We start from the raw sequence: 19979 nt of genomic DNA on the forward strand, positions 1-19979 counted from the left end.
GCCCACCCCAGCGGAATCAGATCGACGAGGAGCCACCCCGCGTGACCGAGACACCCCAGGAGAATCCGTCCGCCATCCGCTTTCGCAGCGACGTCACGGTCGAGCTGATCAAGCACAGCGCCGCCGACCAGGACGTGTTGTGGGCGGCTCGGGTCTCCACGGCGGGGGAGAAGTCCCTCGACGAGCTCGAAAAGGACGCCTCGCGGTCCAAGGGGCTGATCAACTTCCTGATGCGGGACAAGCACGGCAGTCCGTTCGAGCACAACTCGATGACGTTCTTCGTGAGCGCGCCGATCTTCGTCTTCCGCGAGTTCCACCGGCACCGCGTCGGCTGGTCGTACAACGAGGAAAGCGGCCGCTACCGCGAGCTGCAGCCGGTGTTCTACGTGCCCGCCGAGGACCGCAAGCTGGTCCAGCAGGGCAAGCCCGGCGCCTATGTCTTCGTGGACGGGACCCCCGAGCAGTACAAGACGGTGGACGACGCGACGCGCGAGTCCTACGAGGCCGCCTACGCGGGCTACCAGCGCATGCTGGAGGCGGGCGTCGCGCGCGAGGTGGCGCGCACCACGCTGCCGGTGGGCCTGTACTCGTCGATGTACGCGACCTGCAACGCGCGTTCGCTGATGCACTTCCTCGGGTTGCGCACCAAGCGCGAGGACGCGACCTTCCCCTCGTTCCCGCAGCGCGAGATCGAGATGGTGGCGGAGCGGATGGAGGCCGCGTGGGCCGAGCTGATGCCGCTGACCTACGCGGCGTTCAACACGAACGGCCGCGTCGCGCCGTAGGGTTGAGCCGTCCGAGTGGTCAAATCGGCACATAGGGTGACATCGGAAATTTTTCGCCCGAATCCCTAAGGTTTCGCCCGTAGTGGTCGATACTGAAAGAGATCAGGCGCTGCTCGAACCCCCGAGCGGGCAGCGCCTGGTCCTTGTTTTTGTCCGGGGCGCGTCCGGGCCGCCTCGGTGCGGCGCCGACGCCGGGACTGCTCCGCACGGGCCGTCGAAGTCTCATAGGGCGGGTGCTACCCGCAGGTCAGGTGTGCGCCCGGTACCGTTTGGGCCATGGCTCCGACGTCTACCCCCCAGACCCCCTTCGGCCGGGTCCTCACCGCGATGGTGACCCCCTTCACGGCCGACGGTGCGCTCGACCTTGCCGGCGCCCAGCGCCTGGCCTCCCACCTTGTCGACGCCGGCAACGACGGACTCGTCGTCAACGGCACCACCGGCGAGTCGCCCACGACGAGCGACGCGGAGAAAGAGCGACTGGTCCGGGCGGTCCTGGAGGCCGTGGGCGACCGCGCGTTCGTGATCGCCGGAGTCGGCACCAACGACACCCGGCACTCGGTCGAACTGGCCCGGCAGGCACAGGCCGCCGGCGCGCACGGTCTGCTCGTGGTCACGCCGTACTACAACAAGCCCCCGCAGGAGGGCCTGTACCGGCACTTCACCACCGTCGCCGACGCCGGCGACCTGCCGGTGATGCTGTACGACATCCCCGGCCGCAGCGCCGTGCCGATCGAGACCGAGACGCTGATCCGGCTCGCCGAGCACCCGCGGATCGTGGCGAACAAGGACGCCAAGGGCGACCTCGCGTCCGCGAGCCGGGTGCTGGCGAGCACCGACATGGTGTACTACAGCGGTGAGGACATGCTGAACCTGCCGCTCCTGTCCATCGGCGCGGTCGGTGTGGTGAGCGTGGTCGGGCATCTCGTCTCGGCGGAGCTCCGCGCGATGATCGACGCCTACGTCGGCGGCGACGTCGCCAAGGCGCGCGAGATCCACCAGCGTCTTCTTCCGGTGTACACCGGCATTTTTCGTACCCAGGGCGTGATCCTCACCAAGGCCGCTCTGGGATTGCAGGGCCTGCCCGCCGGGCCGCTGCGGCTGCCGCTGATCGAGGCCTCCAAGGCCCAGATCGCGCAGCTTAGGCAGGATCTCTCGGCGGGTGGGGTAGAGCTGTAAACAGGAATATCTGTAAGTAGTGCCCCGGGCGGGTACCACATCCGCCCGGGCCGAACACGAGCTTTTGCGCGTCCCCGTCCGGCCGTCCACGACGGCCGGGCGGCGGCACGTGGCGAGGAGAGAACTTGAGCCATCCCCATCCCGAATTCGGCCCGCCGCCGGTGCTGCCCAAGGGCGGCCTTCGGATCACCCCGCTGGGTGGTCTCGGCGAGATCGGCCGGAACATGACCGTCTTCGAGTTCGACGGCCGACTGCTGATCGTCGACTGCGGGGTGCTGTTCCCCGAGGAGGAGCAGCCCGGAGTCGACCTCATCCTGCCGGACTTCAGCTCGATCCGGGATCGTCTCGACGACATCGAGGCGATCATCCTGACGCACGGCCACGAGGACCACATCGGTGCGGTCCCGTACCTGCTGCGGGAGAAGGCCGACATCCCGCTGATCGGGTCGAAGCTGACCCTCGCGTTCATCGAGGCCAAGCTCACCGAGCACCGGATCCGGCCGTACACGCTCGAGGTCAAGGAAGGCGACATCGAGCGCCTGGGTCCGTTCGAGTGCGAGTTCATCTCGGTGAACCACTCGATCCCGGACGCGCTCGCGCTGGCCATCCGGACCGAGGCCGGCACCGTCGTGCACACCGGCGACTTCAAGATGGACCAGTTGCCGCTGGACAACCGGCTGACCGACCTGCCCGCGTTCGCGCGGCTGGGCACCGAGGGCATCGACCTGCTGCTCGTGGACTCCACGAACGCCGAGGTGCCCGGCTTCATCCCGGCCGAGCGGGACATCGCGAGCGTGCTCGACCGGGTCTTCGCGGACGCCGACCAGCGGATCATCGTGGCCAGCTTCGCCAGCCACGTGCACCGCATCCAGCAGGTGCTGGACACCGCCTACGCCTACGAGCGCAAGGTCGCCTTCGTCGGCCGCTCGATGGTGCGCAACATGAAGATCGCCGGGGACCTCGGCTATCTGAAGATTCCCGCCGGGCTGGTCGTGGACGTCAAGACGTTGGACGACCTGCCGCCGGACGAGGTCGTGCTCGTGTGCACCGGCTCGCAGGGCGAGCCGATGGCGGCGCTGTCGCGGATGGCCAACCGCTCGCACCAGCAGATCCGGATCGTCGAGGGCGACACCGTGGTGCTCGCGTCCTCGCTGATCCCGGGCAACGAGACCTCGGTCTACCGGGTGATCAACGGGCTGACCCGCTGGGGCGCCAAGGTCGTGCACAAGGGCAACGCCAAGGTGCACGTCTCCGGCCACGCCTCGGCCGGCGAGCTGCTGTACTTCTTCAACCTCACCCGGCCGCGCAACCTGATGCCGGTGCACGGCGAGTGGCGCCACCTGCGCGCCGCCGCCGACCTGGGCATCAAGACGGGCGTGCGCAAGGACCGGGTGGTACTGGCCGAGGACGGCCTCACCGTGGACCTGGTCAACGGTGTCGCCAAGATCACCGGCAAGGTGCAGGCCGGGTACGTCTACGTGGACGGTTTGTCCGTGGGCGACGTGACCGAGTCCTCGCTCAAGGATCGTCGGATCCTGGGCGAGGAGGGTTTCGTGTCCGTGTTCCTCGCCGTGGACTCCTCCTCCGGCAAGGTGGTCGGCGGACCGACGATCACCGCGCGTGGATCGGGCATCGACGACGCCCGCTTCGACGCGGTGATCCCGAAGATCGAGGAGATGTTGCAGAAGGCGGCCGCCGACGGTGTGGCGGAGCCGTATCAGCTCCAGCAGCAGGTGCGCCGGATCGTGGGCAAGTGGGTGTCCGACACCTACCGGCGCCGGCCGATGATCCTGCCGGTGGTCGTGGAGGTCTGAGACCTCGCCGACGGTTTGCGCGGGCCCGCTACGAATTCTTCGTAGCGGGCCCTTTGTTGCCGGTTGCCGGTGGCCGGTGGCCGGTGGCCGGTTGTCGGTGGCTGGTGGTGGGGCTTGTCGTGTGTGTGGGCGGCGGTTGGGGTGGTGGCTGTCGGTTCTCGGTTGTGGTCGGTGGCGGCGGCGGGTTCTCGACCGGTTGTGCGGGATGAGAGGACTCGGGGGTGGGCGCCGGGTGTCGATTTCGGTGGGGAGGGTGCCGGAACTGGGGCGGCAATACCGACATTCGGTCCGATTTTGCGGTGTGGAAGTCGGGTTTTCGTACCTCTCGGGGGTGCCGTTGCCGGCTCCTAACGTCGGTCGTGTTCGGAGGACACACGGTCCTTCGGGCGCTGGACAGGTCGACACGGGTCGACAGGATCGACAGTCGGGAGCAGAGATGAATGCGGTACAGCGGAACCGGCGCTGCGGCGGACCGCGACGGGGTGCGGAGCCGCCGACCCCGCAGAGCCCGCCGATTCCGGCGCCTCGGCCGCCCTCGGCCCGGCCCGGGCTGCGGCGTCGGGGGCGGGTCGCGGCGATCGCGCTGACCTCGTGCGCGGCGCTGGGTCTGGGCACGGGGATGACGGGCCCCGGGTCGCCGGCGGCGGCCGCCACGCGCTGCGATCACGTGGCCAAGGACAACCGGCCGGAGTTGCGTGAAGGGGATCGGGACGACGCGGTCGCCCAGGTGCAGTGCCTGGTCGACACGAGGTCCGGTGCCCCCGGGGACCTGCCGGTGAGCGGCGTGTTCGACGCGGCCACCGCGGACGGGGTCCGTTGGGTGCAGAAGTGCAGCGGCCTCGATCCGTCGGGGGTCACGGACGCGGCCACCTGGAAGGTGCTCTACCGCGCGAAGAAGGGCTGCGGCAAGGCGGCGGAACCGGCGATCGGCATCGGCTGAGCGGGCGGGTGAGGCCGGGAGGCGGGGCGAAGGGGCGTCGCGGGTCGGCCGGGGGCCGGACCGAGGGGGCGGTTCGGGCCACGCGCCGTGCACAGGCCGGGTGTGATGGTCACACTCATCCCGGGGGCTGTGGACGACGGGCGGCACGCGCGGAGGGGACGCGCGCACACTGACCCGCATGACGCCGACCGACCTTTCCGCCCTGTTGTCCCAACCCTTCACCCTCGCCGTCGCGGCCCGCCACGGGGTCGGCCGGTCGGTCGTCCGGCGCCTGGTGCGCGACGGCGACGTGCGTCGGGTCATACACGGGGTCTACGTCGGAGCGCACGTCGTGGACACGCCGGCGGTGCGAGCCCGGGCCGCGGTCATGGTTCTGCCCCGCGGGGCCGTGGTCTGTGGGCGCACCGCAGCGTGGTTGCACGGCGTGCGCGTTCCGGCGGATCCCCGGGACGAGGCTCGGCGCACGGCACCGATCGAGGTGGTCGTGCCGGTGGGGGCGGCTTTGCCCCGCCGGCACGGCTGCCGGGCCCGGGTCATGGCATTGGCGGCCGGGGAGGTGGTGTGGTCGGGCGGGATCCCGGTCACCTCGCCGACCCGGACGGCGGCGGACCTGGTCCGGGCCTCGGATCGGGACACCGGCGTGGTGGTGCTCGACGCCTTCCTGCGGGCCGGCCTGATCCCGGCCGGCGCGTTGGCCGGGCTGCTCGGGCGCTACGCCGGTCATCCGGGGCGCTGCCGGCTCGCCGAGGCGGTGCGGCTGGCCGACGGGCGCGGCGCGAACGAGGACGAGACCCGACTGCGGCTGGCGCTGCTGGGCGCTGGGCTGCCGCCGGTCGAGGTCGGGTGGGAGCTCCGCTCGGCGTTCGGCCGGATCATCGGCCGCTTCCCGCTGGCCTGGCCCGCGGCGCGGGTCGGGGTGGAGCTGACGGCGGATCGGCAGTGGGTGCGGGCACGGCACCGGAGCATCGCCGGACAGGGCTGGCTGGTGCTGGAGTGCCCGACGGCGCAGGTGCGCCGGGACCCGGCGGCCACGGTCGCCCGGATCGGGTCGGAGTTGCGGCTGCGCGCGCGTGGAAACGCCGGCGACATCGCCGCCTGAGCGCCGGCATGCTGCGGCGATGAACGTGAACGAGACGGCGTGGGTGCGCACCGATCGGCTGGACCTGATCCCGGTCGAGGTCGATCACGCCGAGGAGATGGCCGAAGTGCTCGGTGATCCGGCGCTGCACACCTTCATCGGCGGCGAACCGGAGGATCCGGCGGCGCTGCGGGCTCGATACGAGCGCTGGGCGAAGGGTTCGCCCGATCCCGAGGTGGTCTGGTTGAACCGCGTGATCCGGCTGCGCGCGGGGGAGTGCCTGGTGGGCACGGTCCAGGCCACGGTCGGTCCCGGTCCGGTCGCCGAGGCGGCCTGGGTCGTGGGCGGCGCGTGGCAGGGCCTGGGCATCGCCAAGGAGGCGGTGCTCGCATGGGTGGCCTGGTTGCGCGCGCACGGCGTCGAGGAGGTCCGCGCGCACATCCACCCGGCCAACCTCGCCTCGGCCGGCGTCGCGAGAGCCGCGGGCCTTCGTGTCACCGACACCTGGCAGGAGGGCGAACAACGCTGGTCGACGGGCCGCCTCGACCCGGACGCCGCCTGAGCCCGGCGCCGCCGGCGTACCCACCGGATCCGGTGGCCTCGGGCCTGTCCTCGATCTCCCGCCGAGCCCCACGACGCCCGGCGCCGCATCCGCCTGTCGGGCTCCTCGCCGCTCTCGCCGTCCCGAAGAGTCACCCGAACGCGACCACGACTCGGGCGTTTCTCCGGGACACCGACGCACGCCATCCGCCCCGCGGCCTCCTCGCCGCGCTCACGCCGCGGAGCCCGACGAGAAGGTGAAGACGGGCGCCAGGGCCGCCGGCTCCCGGCTTCCGGAGCGGCCGGCGGCCCTGGCGGCCGGGTTCGTCGGGGAGGGGCCGCTCTTCGCGGTCAGTCCTCGCCGGAGACCCGCAGGACCAGGATGGCCATGTCGTCCCGGGCCTGTTCCTCGGCGAACTGCTCGACCGCGCGGTGGATGCGGGTCGCGACCGCGCCCGCGGTCAGTCCGGTGCAGCCGCCGAGCACCTCGGCCAAGCCGTCGTCGCCGAGCATGCGGGTGCCCTCGCGGCGTTCGGTGACACCGTCGGTGACGCAGACCAGGACGTCGCCCGGGTCCAGGTCCACCGTCTCCAGGACCAGATCGACCTCGTCCAGCACACCCAGCAGGGGTTGTGGCGTGGCCACCGCGGTGACCGTGCCGTCGGGGCGCAGGCGCAACGGGAGCGGGTGTCCCGCGGAGACCAGGCTGAGCCGAATGCCGCCGCCCTCGCGGTGGGTGATGTGGCCGTGCAGCAGGGTCAGGAACCGGCTGCGCGGTCCCTCCTCCAGGATGGCGGTGTTCAGCCGCTGCAGGACGGCCGGTACCGACAGCCCCTCGCGGGTCAGCAGCCGCAGGGCCTGGCGGGCCAGCCCGGTGACCGCGGCCGCCTCGGGACCGGTGCCGCACACGTCGCCGATCGCGAAGCCCCATTTGTCGTCGCCGATGGTGAACAGGTCGTAGAAGTCGCCGCCGACCTCGTTGCCCTCGCCGGAGGCCTGGTAGACCACCTCGACGTCGACGCCCGGGACCTTGGGCAGCTCCGGCGGCAGCAGGCTGCGCTGGAGGGCCTGGCTGGTCGAGTTGCGCTCGGAGTACAGCCGGGCGTTGTCCATCGCCAGCGCGGCGCGCCGGGACAGGTCCTCGGCCAGCTCCAGGGTGTCCCGGCGGAAGCGGTCGCCGGCCAGGATGCCGAAGGTCAGCATGCCGATGCCCCGGCCGCGGGCGACCAGCGGCAGGGTGACCGCCTCGCCGGTGACCAGGTCGGCGTGCTCGCGGACGACCTCCGGGTCCAGGTGCCGCAGGCCCAGCCAGCGGCGCGCGCCCGGGGTGGGCTGGGCGCGGGGCGGCTCCGCCCGATCGAGCAGCGCGCGCAGGTCGTCGATCCGCATCTCGTCGGCGTGCCACACCACGCTCAGCACCGGCGCGTGCGACTCGCCGGTGTGGACCGCGCACCACGTGCCGAGCCGGGGCACCACGATCTGGGCGATCATCGCCAGCGTCATTTCCGGGTCCAGGGTGCCCGCGAGCAGGTCGGACGCCTCGGCGAGGAAGGACAGCGAGCCCCGGCGGACACGTTCGAGTTCGGACAGCCGGGCGCTCTCCACGGTCAGCGAGACCCGGTCGGCGGCGCGCTGGAGCCGGGCCGCGTCGTCGTTGTCGAAGCGCGCGGCGGATTCGGAGGCGACGCCGAGCGTGCCGGTCAGCCGGCCCTCGACCTTGAGCGGGACGGTCACCGCCGAGCGCATCCGGGTGTCCTGCAGGATCGGCACCGCGTCGGGCCCGGCCTCCAGGTCCTCGTGCACCGCGGGCATCCGGGCCGAGCCGTAGCGGCCCACCGAGGTCTCCACCGGCACCCGGGACAACCGGTGCGCGGCGCCGGCCAGGCCGGTGGTGGCGCGCACCTCCATCTCGCTCTCGTCGTCGGTGGCCAGCAGCACGAACGCGGCGTCCGCGTCGAGCAGGTCGCGGGCCCGTTCGACGGCGCGCTGCAGCAGGTCCTCCAGACCCAGCCGGCTGAGCCCGTCGATGCCGTCCCACTCGCTGTCCACCGGCACCGCACCGCCCGCCCGGCCGCGGGACCCGTCCCGGTGCTCCAGCACGGCCCGCGCCTGGGCGGGCACCAGCAGCGCGACCAGGGCCGGCTCGCCGCCCGCGTCGCGCAGGCGCACATGGGAGGCGAACACCCGGGAGGCGACCCCGTTCGCGGCGCGGATGTCGTAGCCGCCCTGCCAGCGGGACAGCTCCAGCATCTCGTCCAGGGTCAGCTCGGTACCGGGTGTCTGCGGCCACGCGACCAGGTCGTTCAGCGCCATGCCGATCGCCTCGTCGTCGGTGAGGCCGAACAGCTCGGACGCCTCGGAGCTCCAGTGCGTCACCTTGCGCGAGGCGTCCGCGTGCAGCACGGCCACGCCGACCGGCACCGTGGCGTCGGGCAGCGCGTTGACCGGCAGCAGCGGCCCCGCCGAGCTGGTCGCCGAGACCGGGTCGGGCAGTTCGAGCCGGAACCACACGCGCTTGACGTTCTTGGCGTACTCGACGCCCCACGCCGAGGCCAACGACGCGGACAGGAACAGGCCGCGCCCGCTCTCGTCGCCGTCGTCGAACCCGGTGGCGGGCTCGGGCAGCTCGCGGCTGGGGTAGTGGTCGGTGACCTCGATCTGTACGCCGCCGTCGTAGCGCACGCACGAGACCTCGGCCGAGGTACCCGCGTGCACGATCGCATTGGTGACCAACTCACTGGTCAGCAGTACGGCGTCGTCCACGACGTCGCCGGCGTCCCAGTCGCTGAGCGTCTTGCGGACGAACGAGCGCGCGGCCGCCACGGACCTGCCCTCGGGTGCGAAGGCAGCGCTCATCCGGGCAGTGATGAGCATGCTCGTTCCCTGATCCATACACTCCCGCATCTGCGACGAACGGCGGCTGCGGTGACGAATCCGGCTCCACAGTCCGGCAGATTCGCACCCTATCGGTTTCGGACGATCGGGCGGACCCCTTCCAAACAGTGACGGATCCGTCACGATTCCGACAGAAGTTCCGGCCGAGCGAGCCTTTCGAGCCCACACTTTCCGGATGACAAGCACCATCCTCCCGGACCGCCTCTGCTCTCAACCCTGTGAGTGAAAGACTGTCGATGGCAAGCGGCCGGGAGCACGAGCGGTCGCGGCGAATCGGTCCGGCGGAGGAAATGCGAGATGGCGAAGGCTTCCCCAGGGCAGGCACGGACGACGGCCGCCCGGAGCCGGCACGACGAGCAGGATCTGCGTCGTCTGCTGGCGGCGCTGACCGGCGTCCGCGACGGCAACTTCCGCAAGCGCCTGACGGTCTCCGGCGACGGGATCATGTCCGAGATCGCCGTCGTGTTCAACGACATGGTCGAGCGCAACCAGCACCTGTCCGGTGAGCTGGCCCGGGTCCGCCGGGTGGTCGGCCGTGAGGGCAAACTCACCGAGCGACTGGACCCCGGACCGGGCGAGGGCGCGTGGGCGACCAGCATCGACGCGGCGAACGCGCTCGTGGAGGACCTGGTCCGGCCGACGGTCGAGGTCGGCCGGGTGCTGGCCGCGGTCGCCGAGGGCGATCTGTCCCAGCGGATGGACCTGCGGATCGCCGAGCAGCCGCTGCGGGGCGAGTTCCTGCGGATGGGCCGTACCGCCAACGGTCTGGTGGACCAGCTCAGCGCGTTCGCCGACGAGGTCACCCGGGTGGCCCGCGAGGTGGGCACCGAGGGCAAGCTCGGCGGCCAGGCGCGGGTGCGCGGGGTGTCCGGGAGCTGGAAGGACCTCACCGACTCGGTCAACACGATGGCCAGCCGGTTGACCCTCCAGGTGCGCGACATCGCGCTGGTGACCACCGCGGTGGCCAAGGGCGACCTCTCCCGCACGGTCACCGTCGAGGTGGCCGGCGAGATGCTGGAGCTGAAGGAGACCGTCAACACGATGGTCGACCAGCTCTCCGGCTTCGCCCAGGAGGTGACCCGGGTGGCCCGCGAGGTGGGCACCGAGGGCCGCCTGGGCGGCCAGGCGCGGGTGGAGGGGGTCTCCGGGACCTGGAAGGACCTCACCGACTCGGTCAACATCATGGCCGGCAACCTCACCGCCCAGGTGCGCGACATCGCGCAGGTGACCAAGGCGGTCGCGTACGGCGACCTGTCGCAGACCATCACCGTGTCCGCGCGCGGCGAGATGGCCCAACTCGCCGAGACGATCAACGCGATGACCGGCACGCTGCGCACGTTCGCGTCCGAGGTGACCCGGGTCGCCCGCGAGGTCGGCTTCGAGGGGCGGCTGGGCGGCCAGGCCCAGGTACCCGGCGGCGCGGGCATCTGGAAGGACCTGACCGACTCGGTCAACACCGCCTTCTTCAACCTCACCGCGCAGGTCCGCGACATCGCCGGGGTGACCACGGCGGTCGCCCAGGGCGACCTGTCGCAGAAGATCACCGTGGACGTCTCCGGCGAGATGCTGGAGCTCAAGAACACCGTCAACACCATGGTCGGCCAGTTGTCCGCGTTCGCCTCGGAGGTGACCCGGGTCGCCCGCGAGGTGGGCAGCGAGGGCATCCTGGGCGGGCAGGCCCAGGTGTCCGGCGTGGCCGGCACGTGGAAGGACCTGACCGACTCGGTGAACGTGATGGCCGGCAACCTGACCGGCCAGGTCCGCAACATCGCCCAGGTCTCCACCGCGGTGGCCCGAGGCGACCTGTCGCAGAAGATCACGGTCGACGTCTCCGGCGAGATGCTGGAGCTCAAGAACACCGTCAACACGATGGTGGACCAACTCTCCGCGTTCGCCTCGGAGGTCACCCGCGTCGCCCGCGAGGTAGGCGGTGAGGGGCGTCTGGGCGGTCAGGCCCGGGTCGTCCCGGGCGTCGCCGGCGTCTGGCTCGACCTGACCGACTCGGTGAACTTCATGGCGGGCAACCTGACCGCCCAGGTCCGCAACATCGCCGAGGTGACCACGGCGGTCGCGCGCGGCGACCTGTCCAAGAAGATCGACGTCGACGCGCGCGGCGAGATCCTCGAGGTCAAGAACACCGTCAACACGATGGTCGACCAGTTGTCCGCGTTCGCCGACGAGGTGACCCGGGTGGCGCGCGAGGTGGGCACCGAGGGCCGTCTGGGCGGGCAGGCCCAGGTGCTCGGCGTGGCCGGCGTCTGGCGCGACCTCACCTACTCGGTGAACTCGATGGCCGGGAACCTCACCGAACAGGTGCGCAGTCTGGGCCAGGTCACCACGGCGGTGGCCCGGGGCGACCTGTCGCAGAAGATCACCGTGGACGCGCGCGGCGAGATCCTCGAACTCAAGAACACCGTGAACACCATGGTCGACCAGCTCTCCGGCTTCGCCGACGAGGTGACCAGGGTGGCCCGCGAGGTGGGCACGGAGGGCAGGCTCGGCGGCCAGGCCGACGTCAAGGGCGTCTCCGGCACCTGGAAGGACCTCACCGAGTCGGTCAACGTGATGGCCGGCAACCTGACCGGCCAGGTGCGCAGCATCGCCGACGTGACCACGGCGGTGGCCACCGGCGACCTGTCCAAGAAGATCACCGTGGACGCCCGGGGCGAGATCCTGGAGCTGAAGGAGACCGTCAACACGATGGTCGACCAGCTCTCCGCGTTCGCCGACGAGGTGACCCGGGTGGCCCGCGAGGTGGGCACCGAGGGCCGCCTGGGCGGGCAGGCGCGGGTGCGTGGGGTGTCCGGCATCTGGAAGGACCTGACCGACAACGTCAACGTCATGGCCAACAACCTGACGTCCCAGGTCCGCAACATCGCCCAGGTGGCCACCGCCGTCGCCGACGGCGACCTGTCGCAGAAGAGCACGGTCGAGGCCAAGGGCGAGATGGCGGGTCTCGCGGGCACCATCAACACGATGGTGGACACGCTGCGCGCGTTCGCCGACGAGGTCACCCGGGTCGCCCGCGAGGTGGGCACCGAGGGCATCCTGGGCGGCCAGGCGCACGTCCCCGGTGTCTCGGGCACCTGGAAGGACCTGACCGACAACGTCAACTCGATGGCGAACAACCTCACCGGCCAGGTCCGCAACATCGCCAAGGTGACCACCGCGATCGCGGGCGGCGACCTGTCGCAGAAGATCGACGTGGACGCGCGCGGCGAGATGCTCGAACTCAAGACCACCATCAACACGATGGTCGACCAGTTGTCGGCGTTCGCCGGCGAGGTCACCCGAGTGGCCCGCGAGGTGGGCACCGAGGGCATGCTCGGCGGCCAGGCCGAGGTCGAGGGCGTCTCCGGGACGTGGAAGCAACTCACGGAGAACGTCAACGAGTTGGCCGGCAATCTGACCCGCCAGGTGCGGGCCATCGCCGAGGTGGCCACCGCGGTGACCCGCGGCGACCTGTCCCTGCAGATCGCGGTGGACGCGTCCGGAGAGCTCGACGAGCTCAAGGACAACATCAACCAGATGATCTACAACCTGCGCGAGACCACCCGGGCCAACCGCGAACAGGACTGGCTCAAGACCAACCTGGCCCGGATCTCCGGTCTCATGCAGGGCCGCCGCGACCTGATGGCGGTCGCCGCGCTGATCATGAGCGAGCTCACCCCGGTCGTGGACGCCCAGCACGGCGCGTTCTTCCTGGCCGAGTTGACCCAGGAGGACGTGGTCGAGCTGCGGCTGATCGCCTCCTACGGCTACCAGGACGGCGGCGGGGTGCCCACCCGCTTCCGGCTCGGCCAGTCCCTGGTCGGCCAGGCCGCGCTGGAGAAGCGCTCGATCCTGATCCTGGACGCGCCTCCCGGCTACATCAAGATCGCCTCCGGCCTGGGCGAGGCCGCCCCGGCCAACGTGATCGTGCTGCCGGTGCTGTTCGAGGACCAACTGCTCGGCGTCCTCGAACTCGCCTCGTTCCGCCCGTTCACCAAGGTGCACCGCAACTTCCTGGAGCAGCTCAACGAGCAGATCGGCGTCACGGTCAACACGATCATGGCGAACTCGCGCACCGAGATGTTGCTGGCCGAATCGCAGCGGCTGACCGAGGAACTCCAGGAACGCTCCGAGGAGCTCCAGCGCCAGCAGGGCGAACTGCGGCACTCCAACGCCGAGTTGGAGGACAAGGCGGCGCTGCTCGCCCGGCAGAACCGGGACATCGAGATCAAGAACCGGGAGATCGAACAGGCCCGGCAGGCGCTGGAGGAGCGGGCCGAGCAACTCGCGCTGTCCTCCAAGTACAAGTCCGAGTTCCTCGCCAACATGTCGCACGAGCTGCGCACCCCGCTGAACAGCCTGCTGATCCTGGCCAAGCTGCTCGCGGACAACGTCGAGGGCAACCTGACCCGCAAGCAGGTCGAGTTCGCCGAGACCATCCACGGCGCCGGATCCGACCTGCTGCAACTGATCAACGACATCCTGGACCTGTCCAAGGTGCAGGCCGGGAAGATGGACGTGCGGCCGGCGCGGATCGCGCTGGCCCAGCTCATGGACTACGTCGAGGCGACCATCCGGCCGCTGACCTCGGAGAAGAACCTCGACTTCACGGTGCACGTCTCGCCCGCGGTGCCCGGGATCCTGTTCACCGACGAGCAGCGCCTGCAGCAGGTGCTGCGCAACCTGCTCTCGAACGCGGTCAAGTTCACCGACTCCGGTTCGGTGGAGGTGCTGATCACGCTCACGGACGACATCCCGCTGACCAACACCGAGTTGGACAACGCCGAACACGCGGTGGCGTTCTCGGTGGTCGACACCGGCATCGGCATCGCGGTGGACAAGCTCAAGGTGATCTTCGAGGCGTTCCAGCAGGCCGACGGCACCACCAGCCGCCGCTACGGCGGCACCGGCCTGGGCCTGTCGATCAGCCGGGAGATCGCGTGGCTGCTCGGCGGCGAGATCCACGCCGAGAGCATGCCGGGCCGAGGCAGCACGTTCACCCTCTACCTCCCGCTGGACAGCGTCCTGGTCCCGGGCGACGAGGTGGGCCACGACCGGCACACCGAGCTCGCCCCGACGCCGTACCGGCCGGCGCTGCCCGCCGCCGCGCCGTCCACCCCGCTGCTCAGCGACGCCCCCGACCTCCTCGCCGACGGCGAGGAGGTGGACGAGGACAAGGGCGACCCGGTCCCGCGCCGGGTGCTGGTGGTGGAGACCCCGCGCTCCGACGGGGCCCTGCTGGCCGGCGCGCTGGCCGCGATGAACGGGGCGATCGAGGTGACCGCGGCCGGCGACGAGGGGGAGGCGGTCCGGCTGCTCGCCGAGGCGCCGCCCGCGTGCCTGGTGGTGGACCTGCGGCTGGCCGACGAGGGGGCCTGGCAGGTGCTGGACGCGGTCGCCTCCCGGCCCGAGTTGCAGAACCTGCCGGTCGTGGTGCACGTCCCGCACCGGCCGACCCGCTCCGAGTCGGGGCGGCTGCGCGGCTATCGACGTCGGATCGTGCTGCTCCAGCGGGTCTCCACCCCGGACGGGCTGACCCGGGCGGTGACGGGCGCCACCGCCCCGGTCCGCCCCGACCACATGGTCCCGGCCAAGCCGGTGGTCGAGCCGTTCGAGGGCACCTTCGACGGCGAGCGGGTGCTGATCGTCGACGACGACGTGCGCAACGTGTTCGCGCTGACCAGCGTGCTGGAGCAGTACGGGCTGAGTGTGCTGTACGCGGAGAACGGCCGCGAGGGCATCGAGGTGCTCCAGGCGCACGACGACATCGCGATCGTGCTGATGGACGTGATGATGCCGGAGATGGACGGATACGCCACGACTTCGGCGATTCGCCGGATGCCGCAGTACGCCGGGCTGCCGATCATCGCGTTGACGGCGAAGGCGATGAAGGGGGATCAGGAGAAGAGCATCGACTCCGGGGCGTCCGACTACGTCGCCAAGCCGGTCGACACGCGGCACTTGTTGGGACTCATCCGGACTTGGCTCGACCACTAGTTCGCTTCCCGGGCGGCCGGCGCCCCATGATGGAACCCGAACGGACCGAGCGACGTTGAAGGGGCGGAGGGGTCGATGCGGTGTTGTCGCGACCGTGGGTCGAGGCGTGGTGACACCATGCGGTCGTCTGTGTCGGAATACCTGCCGAGCGGATCGCCTGACCACTACCATGACCGGGACGAGCACCACCCGGAACGTGTGCTCGACCGGTGTGGTGTGCGCCGGGACGGCCACGGCGAAGGTCGGGTCGAGCGAAACCGTGTCGATCGAGGCTGTGTCATTCAGGGCCGCGTAAACCGAAAAGATGCACAAGGACGAGTGGAGCCGACCGATACGCGGGGTCACCCACCGTGTCGGATCGAAGAGGGTGGGCCATGACGGAGAAGGCCAAGATCCTCCTGGTCGATGACCGTCAGGAGAATCTGCTCGCCCTGGAGGCGATCCTGTCCGCGCTGGACCAGACCCTGGTCCGGGCGCATTCGGGCGAGGAAGCCCTCAAGGCGCTGCTCACGGACGAGTTCGCGGTGATCCTGCTCGACGTCCAGATGCCCGGCATGGACGGTTTCGAGACCGCCGCGCACATCAAGCGCCGGGAGAAGACCCGGGACATCCCGATCATCTTCCTGACCGCGATCAATCACGGTCCGCACCACACCTTCCGCGGCTACGCGGCCGGTGCCGTCGACTACATCTCCAAGCCGTTCGACCCGTGGGTGCTGCGGGCCAAGGTCTCCGTGTTCGTGGACCTGTACAAGAAGAACTGCCAACTGCGCGAGCAGGCCGCGTTGCTGCGTGGGCGGCTCGAAGGAGTGGCCGGTGGCGACCGGGCCGGGGCGGACGTGATCGCGGAGTTGTCCGCGCGGCTGGCCTCGGTCGAGGAGCAGGCCGACGGCATGGCCAAGCAGGTCGAGTCGGCGGACGATCCGATCCTGGCCGCCTCGGCGAGTCAACTCCGCCGCCGGGTGGCCCGGATGCGCGCCGCGCTCGACGCCCTCGCCCCGGCCGCGGCCGGGCACGGCGGCCCGCCGCTGGTACCGGCACCGGACACCGGCGAGGCGGACGCCTGACCCGGTGACCCCGAGCCCCGACCGGACCCTGTGCGGCCCGGTCGGGGCTCGGGGCCGCTCGGGCCCGGAATCGGCGCGCGGATCCGACACGCGCGCCCTCCGGGCTGGGACGCATGAGGTGTGAAGGGTCCACCGGTAACCTCGGAACATGGCCACACGTGCGTCCGGCGGCGGAGCGCAACCGCGCACGGCCGCGAAGAAGAAGGCTGCCGCCAAGAAACCCGCTCCACCCCCTCCGCCTCCGCCGAAACTGCTCGGCGGGGTACCCGCGTTGCTCGGGAAGGGGCTCAAGCGGCTGTGGCTGGGCCTGGCCCACGCGTTCGGCTCGGCCGCGCGCGGAATCGGCTCCGGCGCGCGCGGGCTGGACCCGGCGCACCGCCGGGACGGCCTGGGACTGGCCCTGCTCGGCCTGGCCATAGTCATCGCGGCCGGCGCGTGGGGCACCATCGACGGCGCGGTCGGCGAGGCGGTCAACGCGGTCGTCGCGGGCCTGGTGGGCCGGCTCGACCTGCTGGTGCCGTTCCTGGTCGGCGCGCTGGGCGTGCGGGTGATGCGCCACCCCGACCAGAAGGACGCCACCGGCCGGATCATGATCGGCTGCACGGCGCTGGTGTGCAGCGTGCTCGGGCTGATCCACGTCGGCTGCGGGACCCCGCAACCCGGCGACGGCGCGGCCGCGATGCGCGACGCCGGCGGCCTGGTCGGTTGGGCCTTCGCGACCCCGCCCGTGCACCTGGTGACCCGTTGGGTCGCGGTGCCGCTCCTGGTGCTGCTGATCGTGTTCGGCCTGCTCGTGGTGACCGCCACGCCGATCAACGCGGTCCCCGAGCGGCTCGGGGTCTTCCTCGGCTTCATCGAGGGGCCCGAGCCCGCGCCGCTCGACGAGGACGAGCGCCCGAGCGGCTTCGCCGGCTTCGACGAGGACGACGCGCCACCCGCCGCCGCGCCGGTCCGCAAGACCCGACCGCGCCGCCGGCCGGGCGCCGCCCCCGGCCAGCCGGACGCGATCGACGTGGCCGCGGCCGCCGCCGCGGCGCTGGACGCGAACGACGCGGGCCTGGTCGTACCCCCCGCGCGCTCGCGCAAGGCCGCCGCCGCCCGGGTGGTCACCGACCTGCGGGCGCGCGGCGCCGACGCGCCGGCGCACACGCCCGCGCCGCCGCGCAGCGAGCAGTTGCGGCTGTCCGGCGATATCACGTACCACCTGCCCGGCCCGTCGCTGCTCGAGAAGGGCCCGCCGGCCAAGGCCCGCAGCAAGGCCAACGACGACGTGGTCGCCGCGTTGTCCAAGGTGTTCGAGCAGTTCAACGTGGACGCGCAGGTCACCGGCTTCTCCCGGGGCCCGACGGTGACCCGCTACGTGATCGAACTGGGCCCGGCGGTCAAGGTGGAGCGGATCACCGCGCTCGCCAAGAACATCGCGTACGCGGTGGCCAGCGCCGACGTGCGGATCATCAGCCCGATCCCGGGCAAGTCCGCGGTCGGCATCGAGATTCCCAACACCGACCGCGAGATGGTCAGCCTGGGCGACATCCTGGCCTCGGACACCGCGAGCGGCGACGCGCATCCGATGATCGCCGCGCTCGGCAAGGACGTCGAGGGCAACGACGTGGTGGCCAACCTGGCCAAGATGCCGCACCTGCTGGTCGCGGGCGCCACCGGCGCGGGCAAGTCGAGCTGCATCAACGGCCTGATCACCTCGATCATGATGCGTGCCACGCCGGAGGAGGTGCGGATGGTGCTGGTCGACCCCAAGCGGGTCGAACTGACCACCTACGAGGGCATCCCGCACCTGATCACGCCGATCATCACCAACCCGAAGAAGGCCGCCGAGGCGCTCCAGTGGGTCGTGCGCGAGATGGACATGCGCTACGACGACCTGGCCAACTTCGGCTTCCGGCATGTGGACGACTTCAACGTCGCGGTGCGCGCGGGCAAGCTCAAGATGCCGCCGGGCAGCGAGCGCGAGGCGCAGCCGTATCCGTACCTGCTGGTGATCGTGGACGAGTTGGCCGACCTGATGATGGTCGCCCCGCGCGACGTCGAGGACTCGATCGTGCGGATCACCCAGCTCGCCCGCGCGGCGGGCATCCACCTGGTACTGGCCACCCAGCGGCCCAGCGTCGACGTGGTGACCGGGCTGATCAAGGCCAACGTGCCGTCCCGACTCGCGTTCGCCACCTCCTCGCTGGCGGACAGCCGGGTGATCCTGGACCAGCCCGGCGCGGAGAAGCTGATCGGCAAGGGCGACGCGCTGTTCCTGCCGATGGGCGCGAGCAAGCCGATCCGCATGCAGGGCGCCTACGTCACCGAGGAGGAGATCGACGCGGTCGCCCGGCACTGCAAGGAGCAACTCCAGCCGGAGTACCGCGAGGAGGTCACCGCCGCGCCGGATCGCAAGAAGCAGGTGGACGAGGAGGTCGGCGACGACCTCGACCTGCTCTGCCAGGCGGTCGAACTGGTGGTCTCCACCCAGTTCGGCTCGACCTCGATGCTCCAGCGCAAGCTGCGGGTCGGCTTCGCGAAGGCCGGGCGGCTGATGGACCTGATGGAGAGCCGGGACATCGTCGGACCCAGCGAAGGCTCCAAGGCGCGCGAAGTGTTGATCAAACCGGATGAAATCGAGCAGATTATGGCCACGTTGCGCGGTGAATGATCTGACTTAAGTGATGATTGGTGTCAGTCGTGATGAATGACGCATAAGGGGCGAATCGTGTCGATCGGTCAGAGCCTCGCCGAGGCACGAGTGCGGGCCGGTCTCACTGTCGAACGGCTCAGTGAGGTCACCCGCATCCGGCAGGTCATCATCGAGGGCGTCGAACGGGACGACTTCGAACCGTGCGGCGGCGACTTCTACGCCCGCGGCCACATCCGCACCCTGGCCCGCGCGACCGGCCTGGATCCCGAGCCACTGATCGCCGAGTACAACCACACGGTCGGCGGCACCAGCACGCCCCGTCCGACCGAGATCTTCGACTCCCCCCGCAAATCGATCGAATACCGCCGGCCGAACTGGACCCTGGCCATGGGCGTCGCCGTGGTCATCGTGCTGATCTTCGCGTTCGTCCAGCTCGCCGGCGGTCGCGCCGACGACGACAAGAAGGAGACCGCGTCGCGGGTCGCGCCGCCCACGACCGCCCCCACCGCCCCGGCCCCGCCGCCCCCACCGCCTCCGGCCGAGCCGTCGACCAAGGCCCCCGAGTTCCCGGCCGAGGTGGTCGTCACGATCACCGCCGTCGACGGCCGTAGCTGGATTCGCGCGTTCGACGCCGACGACAAGCAGATCTTCGAGACGATCCTGGACAAGGGCGAGGCCAAGACGCTCACCGACCCCGAGCAGCTCAAGCTCCAGATCGGCAACTCCGGCGCCGCGCGACTGAACGTCAACGGCCGGGACCTGGGCCCGGCGGGCGAGGAGGGCGCCGTGGCCGAGCACACCTTCGTCCCCGGCGACCCCGTCCCGCAGATGCGGACGACCTCGTCGGCCGACCCCTCCCCGACGCGGGCGACCACGTCGGCCGACCCCTCCCCGACGCGCAGGAGTGCGTCGGCCGACCCTTCCCCGACGCGCAGGAGCGCGTCGGCCGACCCTTCCCCGGCCCGGACGACCTCGGCGGCCGGCGCTTCCCCTCGCTGACGAGCCATCGTGACCTCCCCGGAACCATCGGACGCTTCCCTGCGTCCGGTCCACGCCCG

Annotated in this window: 11 protein-coding genes; 10 read left to right on the forward strand and 1 reads right to left on the reverse strand. The window is 71.0% G+C overall.

Features of this window, described 5'->3' with window-relative positions; translation table 11 throughout:
• Positions 1–41 precede the first annotated feature (41 nt).
• The 6 genes from thyX (at position 42) to ACWCPW_RS19625 (ending at position 6355) form a co-directional block, all read left to right on the forward strand.
• Positions 42–785 (forward strand): FAD-dependent thymidylate synthase, encoded by a 744-nt coding sequence (thyX, locus tag ACWCPW_RS19600; protein WP_449762832.1) that lies wholly within the window; start codon positions 42–44, stop codon positions 783–785.
• A gap of 276 nt (positions 786–1061) precedes the next feature.
• The gene (gene dapA, locus ACWCPW_RS19605) at positions 1062–1961 is read left to right on the forward strand and encodes a 4-hydroxy-tetrahydrodipicolinate synthase (protein ID WP_449762833.1); all 900 of its coding nucleotides are present in this window, start codon (positions 1062–1064) and stop codon (positions 1959–1961) included.
• 125 nt (positions 1962–2086) lie between these two features.
• Positions 2087–3775: a ribonuclease J gene (locus ACWCPW_RS19610; protein ID WP_395862186.1), complete on the forward strand. Its 1689-nt coding sequence runs from the start codon at positions 2087–2089 to the stop codon at positions 3773–3775.
• Between the two features lie 436 nt (positions 3776–4211).
• A complete protein-coding gene (locus ACWCPW_RS19615) occupies positions 4212–4715 on the forward strand; it encodes a peptidoglycan-binding domain-containing protein (RefSeq protein ID WP_449762834.1) in 504 nt (167 codons plus the stop codon).
• 178 nt (positions 4716–4893) lie between these two features.
• On the forward strand, positions 4894–5814 hold the full coding sequence (locus tag ACWCPW_RS19620; RefSeq protein ID WP_449762835.1) for a type IV toxin-antitoxin system AbiEi family antitoxin domain-containing protein: 921 nt from the start codon (positions 4894–4896) through the stop codon (positions 5812–5814).
• Between the two features lie 19 nt (positions 5815–5833).
• Positions 5834–6355 (forward strand): GNAT family N-acetyltransferase, encoded by a 522-nt coding sequence (locus tag ACWCPW_RS19625; RefSeq protein WP_449762836.1) that lies wholly within the window; start codon positions 5834–5836, stop codon positions 6353–6355.
• 329 nt (positions 6356–6684) lie between these two features.
• Here ACWCPW_RS19625 and ACWCPW_RS19630 read toward each other — a convergent pair whose 3' ends face one another.
• Positions 6685–9207, reverse strand: coding sequence for a SpoIIE family protein phosphatase (locus ACWCPW_RS19630; RefSeq protein ID WP_449762837.1), 2523 nt, complete (start codon positions 9205–9207; stop codon positions 6685–6687).
• A gap of 318 nt (positions 9208–9525) precedes the next feature.
• Here ACWCPW_RS19630 and ACWCPW_RS19635 point away from each other — a divergent pair, with 318 nt between their 5' ends.
• The 4 genes from ACWCPW_RS19635 (at position 9526) to ACWCPW_RS19650 (ending at position 19920) form a co-directional block, all read left to right on the forward strand.
• The gene (locus tag ACWCPW_RS19635) at positions 9526–15216 is read left to right on the forward strand and encodes a HAMP domain-containing protein (RefSeq protein WP_449762838.1); all 5691 of its coding nucleotides are present in this window, start codon (positions 9526–9528) and stop codon (positions 15214–15216) included.
• Positions 15217–15590: 374 nt separating this feature from the next.
• Positions 15591–16283 carry a response regulator gene (locus ACWCPW_RS19640; protein WP_395862198.1) on the forward strand — a complete coding sequence of 231 codons (693 nt, stop codon included), beginning with the start codon at positions 15591–15593 and terminating at the stop codon, positions 16281–16283.
• Between the two features lie 148 nt (positions 16284–16431).
• The gene (locus ACWCPW_RS19645) at positions 16432–18939 is read left to right on the forward strand and encodes a DNA translocase FtsK (protein WP_449762839.1); all 2508 of its coding nucleotides are present in this window, start codon (positions 16432–16434) and stop codon (positions 18937–18939) included.
• A gap of 57 nt (positions 18940–18996) precedes the next feature.
• Complete coding sequence (locus tag ACWCPW_RS19650; protein WP_449762840.1) at positions 18997–19920, forward strand: RodZ domain-containing protein; 924 nt, start codon at positions 18997–18999, stop codon at positions 19918–19920.
• The last annotated feature ends 59 nt before the right edge of the window (positions 19921–19979 follow it).

The sequence above is a fragment of the Embleya sp. NPDC001921 genome, from assembly GCF_053594475.1.